Source organism: Ferdinandcohnia sp. SAFN-114, assembly GCF_059415045.1.
Genome location: NZ_JBPFDQ010000148.1, coordinates 1 through 7735, shown reverse-complemented (window position 1 = coordinate 7735; position 7735 = coordinate 1). Strand labels below are relative to the sequence as shown.

Genomic DNA, 7735 nt, shown 5'->3' with positions numbered 1-7735 from the left:
ATGTCACAATACTTATCTCAAGTATTGCCATTTTGGAGGTGTTTTATATTGTCTCACTATTTTAGGTTAGTCCAGTTAGTCAATGACTTTCCGTGCTTTTTTACTATTGATTATTCTGCTGCTACGTATCCGTATTTCTCCATTTCTGCATAAATGGTTTTTAGCTTCGGGCTTCCTTCTCCGACAATGGTTCCCTCTAGAACAACAACTGGGTAAAACATATCTTCCTCGATTACTCGTGTGGCAAATGTTTTTTTCTCTTCGTCCCCAGGTGGATCAAAAATATCAACATGAGTAATGTCGAATGGTTGATTCGGGAACTTTCTGCTTAATGCCGCTTCAAGCCACTCATAAGTCTCCTTTGATGAAGGAAGATTGACACAACTCGGACATAATATTTCTGCACCGTACACACAGATCTCGACCTTTTGCTTTTCCATTTCATGCTCTCCTTTTCCCCAACTAAATCGTCTACAATCATTTCTTTTTCCATTGTACTAAAAATCTGTTAGAATAGACACCAAAAGATAGTAATAACACATCTTAGGATTCTCAATAAGGGTTTATTAATTGAATATGCCTTGGCATATTCCCGCCCAGATTTTTTTCGAGCATGCTCGAAAAATCACCTCTGAAAATCTGCGGCATCCGCCGGAGACATTAATTTTATTTAGTCGAAACTCAAACTAAAATTGTATACATTTATTAGAATTATTTACGTTTGGGAGTGGAACATCTACTAAATAAAGTTAATAGATTTTTTCCAGCAAACAGATTATAATAATTATAAAGGTATGAGGAAAGGAGTCAATCGAAATGGCTGAACTAGATATTAAAGAGCAAGTACAAGAAGTCTTAGATAAACTTCGTCCATTTTTACTTCGTGATGGTGGAGACTGTGATTTAGTTGATGTAGAAGATGGTGTTGTAAAGCTTCGTCTTTTAGGTGCTTGTGGAAGCTGCCCAAGCTCTACAATTACTTTAAAAGCTGGGATTGAACGTGCATTATTAGAAGAAGTCCCAGGTATAGTTGAAGTTGAACAAGTTTTCTAATAGATAATTCTGTGATGCCTCAAGTTTTTGAGGCATTTTTTTATGCTTAAAAAGGCTCGTGCAGTAATACTGAAATAATGGCCGTATATCCGAAAAAGTGTCATTCTTGATGTAATATATACTCAAAAAAGCGAAACCCCTATCGGTTTCGCTTCTTTATTCATGCAATGAAAGTGAAGTTAACACACTTCCGTTTTTCTCTATTGATACTTCTTCAACCTGATACCCCTCAAAGGCAGATGATAACTCTTCTCTTAGCTGTTTTCCATGTCCACATTCAGTGAAGCAAATGATTGTTGGTCCCGCTCCACTTATGGCAACACCAAATGCTCCTCCGTTTTTTGCAATTTGATGGATCTGATTGAACTCAGGAATGAGTTTTGCACGATATTGTTGATGGAAGAGATCGAGTTCCATCATTTTCCCCATTAATTTAAGGTCCTTAGTTAAAAGAGCAGCGATCATTACATTGCTTATTGAGCTTGCCTTCACTGCCTCCGGATAGGATAATTCCTTCGGCAGCACACTTCGGGCATCCTTTGTTTTTAGTTCATACGGTGGAATGACAACCACCAAATCAAAGGATAAATCGTCCACATGGACGAGATCAGTGTCTTTGCTTCCACGATGACTGCCAATGACTAAGCCGCCGTATAAGGAAGCCCCTACATTATCGGGATGTCCCTCAAACTCACAGGCTAAATCAAGTTTTTGTTGGCGTGTTAATTGGAGATTACAAAGTTCATTAACCAGTTCGATTGCAGCGATTATGGCTGCTGCACTACTTCCCAGACCTCTAGCTAGTGGAATATTGCTTTGAACATATACCTTGCAGGGAGGCAGCTCGTAGGAGAAAGCACGAGCCACCTTTTCTGCAATTTTATAGATAAAATTATCTTTACCAGTTGGAGTATCCTCAATTTCTTTTGACTGTAGAACGAACTCCCACTCTTGACTTGGTTCAACTTGGAGAGTTAAATAGCGATTAACCGCTAACCCAACTGAATCAAATCCTGGTCCAAGATTTGCCGTACTCGCTGGTACTTTAATTTGAAATGCTTGATCAAACTTCATGAAGTACGGCTCCTCTGATATGTTCATAGACAAGCTTTTCATCGTTCGGCAATACCACAGGCTTGATAGTAGTTGCTTCGATTGCAATATTAGGATCCTTTAATCCATTTCCCGTTAGAACAGCAACAATTCGGCTACCTTTTTTAATTTCACCACTGCGTACTTGTTTGATTACTCCAGCAATGGAGGCACAAGATCCTGGTTCAGCAAACACGCCTTCTTTTTTAGCTAATAATTGATATGCTTCAAGGATTTCATCATCTGAAACCTCATCAATTTTACCTTTTGACTCACTTGCAGCAACAACTGCACTATCCCAGCTTGCTGGATTTCCGATTCTGATCGCAGTTGCAACTGTTTCAGGATTTTCAATGACTTTATTCTTTGCAATTGCCGCTGCACCTTCTGCTTCAAACCCACGCATTTCAGGAAGACCTGTATTATGACGCTCGTTATATTCTTTAAAACCTTTCCAGTATGCCGTAATGTTTCCAGCATTTCCAACCGGAATCGCTAATACATCAGGAGCTCCGTCTAACTGTACACATATTTCAAATGCTGCTGTTTTTTGTCCTTCAATTCGATATGGATTTACAGAGTTTACGAGAGTAATAGGTGCTGTTTCACTAATATTACGAACCATCTGTAGGGCATGGTCAAAGTTTCCTTCAATTGAAATAATTTCAGCTCCGTACATGACAGCTTGAGCTAGTTTACCCATCGCAATCTTGCCTTCAGGAATGACAACAATACAACGGAGTCCTGCACGTGCTGCATATGCTGAAGCAGCTGCTGAAGTATTTCCTGTTGATGCACAGATAATCGTATTGCTGCCTTCTTCAACTGCTTTCGCAACTGCCATTACCATTCCACGGTCCTTGAAGGATCCAGTTGGGTTCGCACCTTCTACTTTTACATATAGCTCAACCCCAAGATCCTCTGAAATGGAATGTAGCGGTATTAATGGTGTATTCCCTTCGTTTAAGGAAAGCATTGGAGTATTTGTATTCACCGGTAAATATTCACGAAATTGCTGTAGTAGTCCTTGCCATCTCATGCTTGGTTTCCTCCTTCAACTCGGTAAGAGCTCTTAACTTCTTGTATAATCTGTAAATCTCTAAGCTGTACTAAAATTTCCTCGTAATCTCGTAATGATGCTTGATGAGTAACAAGAACAATTTCAGCTAAATCTTTATTTTTCAACGGTAATTGAAGAATTTTCTCAAAGCTTACACCGCGTTCTGAGAATAGGGATGTAAGTTTTGCAAATGCTCCCACTTGATCTTTTACGTGAATACGTAAGAAGTATTTTGAGAAGATCTCAGAATCATCTTTTAACTTTTTCTCAAATTGAGGGGACACGCTACTTTTACCATTTACCCCAAGTCTCATATTTTTCATGACCCCGACTAAATCGGAAACAATTGAAGTTGCAGTTGGCAGGCTTCCTGCACCAGGTCCGTAAAACATCGTTTCTCCAACTGCTTCTCCATACACATATACCGCATTAAATTCATCATTTACTCCAGCAAGTGGGTGTGTTTCAGGAAGAAGTGTTGGTTGAACACTTACTTCAACTTTTTCCCCCTTACGATGGGCAGTACCAATCAACTTAATAACATAACCTAATCGTTTACTGTATGCGATATCCTCACTTGTTACAGTTGAAATTCCTTGAACACGAACATCTTTAAGGTCAATATTCATGGAGTATCCTAATGTTGCAAGGATTGCCATCTTTCTTGCTGCATCTAGACCTTCAACATCTGCTGTAGGGTCTGCTTCTGCATAGCCAAGATCCTGGGCTTCTTTTAATACTTCTTCATAAGCACTGCCAAACTTTGTCATTTTTGTTAAAATGAAATTAGTAGTTCCGTTCACGATTCCCATCATTTTAATGATTCGATCTGACGCAAAGCCATCTGCTAACCCTCGAAGGATTGGAATCCCACCGGCAACACTTGCTTCATAAAATAGGTCACAGCCATTTTCACTAGCGACAGTTAATAGCTCTGAACCGTATAATGCCATTAAATCCTTATTGGCTGTAACAACATGTTTTTTATTACGTAAAGATTGAAGTATAAGCTGCCTAGTGTCATCTACTCCCCCCATAACTTCAATGACAACATCGATTTCTGGGTCTTCAATTACCTCGTTTGCATTTGTTGTCAAAAGGGTAGGTTCAATGTCTACCGATCTATGCTTATGTATGTCTTTCACTAATACTTTTTTAACCTCAATTGGGCAACCAACCTGGTGCATTAATTTATCTTGATGATTTTTTAAAATCGTAACAACGCCACTACCAACCGTACCTAAACCTAATAATCCTACTGAAATTTTTTTCATTATTCTCCGCCTCCTTTGTATTCCTAGGAAATACAATTGTCTTTCTATAAAAGACATTATAGTGGTAATACTATGCTTTTACAAGTGCTTTTTTTTAGACTTTTTGCTTGAAAACGTTTAACTCACTGATATAAAAGGGATATATTTTATAAAAAAGTTTTTATTTTGTAAAAATCCAAGTTATAAAAGAACACCTTCTTTACGAAGGTGCCTCCGAAAAATATATGATTACTGAAAGACCCATTCCTTGTTAACAAGTGTTTTTGGTTGTTGATTGATTAGAACTAGTTCAATATTTTCACAGCACAGTTTCATCATTTTTTCACGTGTTTCAGTACTTGAGCTTCCGATGTGTGGCAATGCTACAACATTTGGAAGTGTTAATAATGGATGATCTGCATCTACAGGCTCTTTTTCAAAAACATCAAGTCCAGCTGCTGCAATTTCACCAGTAACTAACGCTTGATATAAAGCATCTTCATCAACAACTGGCCCTCTAGAGACATTAATAAAAACTGCAGAATTTTTCATTTTCATAAAGCTTTCCTTACTGAATAAACCTCTTGTTTCGTCCGTTAGTGGAGTTAGGCAAACAATAAAATCAGAGGTTTCAATTAGCTCATCAAAGGAAGTATAAGAAGCTCCAATGCGTTCTTCTGCTGCTATATTACGGGAGCGGTTATGGTACAAAATATTCATATCAAACCCTGTTGCGCGTTTTGCAACTGCCTCTCCGATTTTACCCATCCCTACGATTCCAATTGTTTTATGATGGATATCGCTTCCTGCTAGCAATAATGGGCTCCAACTTTTCCATTCGCCTTTTTTTATAAATTCAGCTGCTTCCACCACTCGTCTTGCAGTTGAAAGTAATAGAGCAAAGGCTAAATCGGCTGTAGTATCTGTTAAAACATCAGGTGTATTGCAAATCGCAATTCCCTTTTGATTTGCATATTCTACATCGATATTGTCATAACCCACAGCAAGGTTTGCGATTACCTTTAATTTTGGTGCTGCATCCAGAAGCTCTTTATCGACTTTATCTGAAAGCATTGTTAAAAGAGCATCTGCCTTTTTTACCTCTTCAAGCAGGATTTCTCTTGGAACAGCCTTTTCTTCTTCATTCCAAATATGTACATCTGCTACTTCCATTAATGGTTGAATTGCGTTATCGGAAAGTTTTCTAGTAATAAAAACATATGGCCTAGTCATGTTTCACCTCTAAGAAAAAATTATCTTTCTCTATAGTACCATACATTTTTATTTTTGAAGCCAGCTGATAGTTGGAATTGTTAGTCTTTTTTCTTTTACTCCTGCACTTGATAAAAAAGTTGCTAAAAAGCGTTCATGTTCACTCGAATGCTTCAGAATGGATTCTAATCTTTTACAATGCCTTTCCATTTGCATCTCTGACCCTGTCATATAAAACTCCTCAATACACTCAAAAAAATGCAGTGGAAATAAAAGGCGTGCATATAGAAGTCTCCAAGAGAAAGCAGAAAGTGGGGTGATTCGCTCATATTCCTTCAAAAAATGCACGATTTGCCCGTTTTGCTTAGTTTCTCCATTAACATATTGGTCTCGAATGAATTCTGCAAGGTCCCTTGTATAATGATCAAAAACCCAATCCGTAGGTAGCTTCGTATACGAATTCCGATCCCAAGAATTTTCCGTAAAACGATGGTGACATACAGTAGCTGAATCAATTGCAGTTGGTGTTTCATCTATTTCTGTATCAACAAGATATTGGATTGCATTTTCTGTTAATCCTATATAATATGGAAAAGCTTCGACAAATAAGGTTTCAAACTCATTTTGAGGATGCTGCTTTACCTTTTCCTTCCAGAACAGTTCCATTTGATCCAATCTTTTTTCCCATAAGAATTTCCACTGTCCGATTCGGTTAACCTTTTTTACTTGGTAAGGAAAGCTTCTACCACGTTTATGAAACCTAGCCAACTCATACCCTAATGAATTGGAAACTCTATGGCTATATACTGGACATCTAATAATAACTGCTTCTTCATCATTAATAATGGTGCTTAATTTCCCATCTGTCGTAGGTAAAATGGAGCCTACACGTATATCTCCCTTTTGAATCATGTACTCACTAAGATGTTTAATTTCAAACAGTTCTTCTTGTTCCAAATATGATATTGGCACAATACAATATACTATATTTCGATAGATGATCCCTTCATATCCGAAAACTTTTACAAATCGATCCACTTTTAATTTGTATTGCTCCAAAAGTGTTTCTCTCATAAAACATCACTCCCCGTTCATACTATTAAGAAACGTATTGATTTGTATAAAACATCTATATGAAACAAAACATCATTACTTGTGGTAAACTAGGAAATATTAGTAAAAAATTATTTTGAAATCAAAGGAAATTGGGTGAACAAGATGAGTCAAGAAAATAAAATGAACGCGATTGAAAAAACAGCCAGAAAATGGTTGGAGGAAAGGGGCGTCACCATTCAGGATATTGCGGAGTTGGTGTATTATCTACAAAGCAAATATCACCCAGATTTAAAAATGGAAGAATGTATTCATAATGTTGACCGCGTGTTAACAAAGCGCGAAATCCAAAATGCAGTGTTAACAGGGATCCAATTAGATAAACTTGCAGAGAAAGGCTTACTTGAGGAGCCACTCCTCTCAACAATCAAAGTGGACGAAGGACTTTATGGTGTAGATGAAATCCTTGCCTTTTCAATTGTGAACGTTTACGGCTCGATCGGTTTTACAAACTACGGATATATTGATAAGAAAAAACCTGGTATATTAGAACGCCTAAATGATAAATCAACTGGGGAATGTCATACATTTTTAGATGATATTGTGGGCGCGATTGCAGCCGCAGCTTCAAGTCGTTTAGCACATAGAGCAGCTAACGTAGAATAAGGATGTAAAAGACCAAATCCAAGCGTCACGGGTTCCAGTGCAAAGCAGTAAAATCATAATACATTTTTAGCGTGAATTCACAAACGAATTCACGCTTTTTTTAATTTCTGAGTGTAGTAGGAAAACCTAACATTAAAGGAATTACGTAACTTCGGACACTATTGCGAGGAAATTGACTTTGCTTGTCTGAAGTTGGCTAAACTTTGGACACAGACTCGATGAAACTGACTTCCATTGTCTGAAGATCCCTGAACTTCGGACACAGACTCGAGGGATCTGAACTCCCTTGTCTGAAGATGCCTGAACTTCGGACATCACTGCAGTAATTTTGCCTATCCTTGTCCGA

The 7735-nt window shown here is 37.9% G+C and carries 7 protein-coding genes and 1 pseudogene; 2 read left to right on the top strand and 6 right to left on the bottom strand.

What is annotated here, in order from left to right; genetic code table 11:
- Nucleotides 1-110: 110 nt before the first annotated feature.
- On the bottom strand, nucleotides 111-440 hold the full coding sequence (locus ACR65M_RS26035) for a YuzD family protein (protein ID WP_341330509.1): 330 nt from the start codon (nucleotides 438-440) through the stop codon (nucleotides 111-113).
- A gap of 303 nt (nucleotides 441-743) precedes the next feature.
- Here ACR65M_RS26035 and ACR65M_RS26030 point away from each other — a divergent pair.
- Nucleotides 744-1053, top strand: a pseudogene (locus ACR65M_RS26030) (NifU family protein).
- Between the two features lie 156 nt (nucleotides 1054-1209).
- Here the strand turns inward: ACR65M_RS26030 and thrB are convergent.
- From thrB to yutH, 5 genes are all read right to left on the bottom strand, one after another.
- Entirely contained in the window at nucleotides 1210-2127 is a 918-nt protein-coding gene (gene thrB, locus ACR65M_RS26025; protein ID WP_341330508.1) for a homoserine kinase, read from the bottom strand.
- Complete coding sequence (thrC, locus tag ACR65M_RS26020) at nucleotides 2117-3184, bottom strand: threonine synthase (RefSeq protein ID WP_341330507.1); 1068 nt, start codon at nucleotides 3182-3184, stop codon at nucleotides 2117-2119. The genes thrB and thrC overlap by 11 nt, the downstream gene beginning before the upstream one ends.
- Nucleotides 3181-4482, bottom strand: a complete 1302-nt coding sequence (locus ACR65M_RS26015) for a homoserine dehydrogenase (protein WP_440274861.1) — start codon at nucleotides 4480-4482, stop codon at nucleotides 3181-3183. The genes thrC and ACR65M_RS26015 overlap by 4 nt, the downstream gene beginning before the upstream one ends.
- A gap of 225 nt (nucleotides 4483-4707) precedes the next feature.
- Complete coding sequence (locus ACR65M_RS26010; protein WP_440274860.1) at nucleotides 4708-5691, bottom strand: 2-hydroxyacid dehydrogenase; 984 nt, start codon at nucleotides 5689-5691, stop codon at nucleotides 4708-4710.
- A 48-nt stretch (nucleotides 5692-5739) separates the two neighbouring features.
- A complete protein-coding gene (gene yutH, locus ACR65M_RS26005) occupies nucleotides 5740-6744 on the bottom strand; it encodes a spore coat putative kinase YutH (protein WP_341330505.1) in 1005 nt (334 codons plus the stop codon).
- A 162-nt stretch (nucleotides 6745-6906) separates the two neighbouring features.
- On the opposite strand from yutH, the gene ACR65M_RS26000 reads away from it, so the two are divergent.
- Nucleotides 6907-7389, top strand: a complete 483-nt coding sequence (locus tag ACR65M_RS26000) for a phosphatidylglycerophosphatase A family protein (RefSeq protein ID WP_121446479.1) — start codon at nucleotides 6907-6909, stop codon at nucleotides 7387-7389.
- Nucleotides 7390-7735 lie beyond the last annotated feature (346 nt).

What these genes read in the sequence shown, in the direction of transcription:
- ACR65M_RS26000 (WP_121446479.1), top strand. Translation starts at nt 6,907, where the DNA reads ATGAACGCGATTGAAAAAACAGCCAGAAAATGGTTGGAGGAAAGGGGC.
- thrB (WP_341330508.1), bottom strand. Translation starts at nt 2,127, where the DNA reads ATGAAGTTTGATCAAGCATTTCAAATTAAAGTACCAGCGAGTACGGCA.
- thrC (WP_341330507.1), bottom strand. Translation starts at nt 3,184, where the DNA reads ATGAGATGGCAAGGACTACTACAGCAATTTCGTGAATATTTACCGGTG.
- ACR65M_RS26010 (WP_440274860.1), bottom strand. Translation starts at nt 5,691, where the DNA reads ATGACTAGGCCATATGTTTTTATTACTAGAAAACTTTCCGATAACGCA.
- ACR65M_RS26035 (WP_341330509.1), bottom strand. Translation starts at nt 440, where the DNA reads ATGGAAAAGCAAAAGGTCGAGATCTGTGTGTACGGTGCAGAAATATTA.
- yutH (WP_341330505.1), bottom strand. Translation starts at nt 6,744, where the DNA reads ATGAGAGAAACACTTTTGGAGCAATACAAATTAAAAGTGGATCGATTT.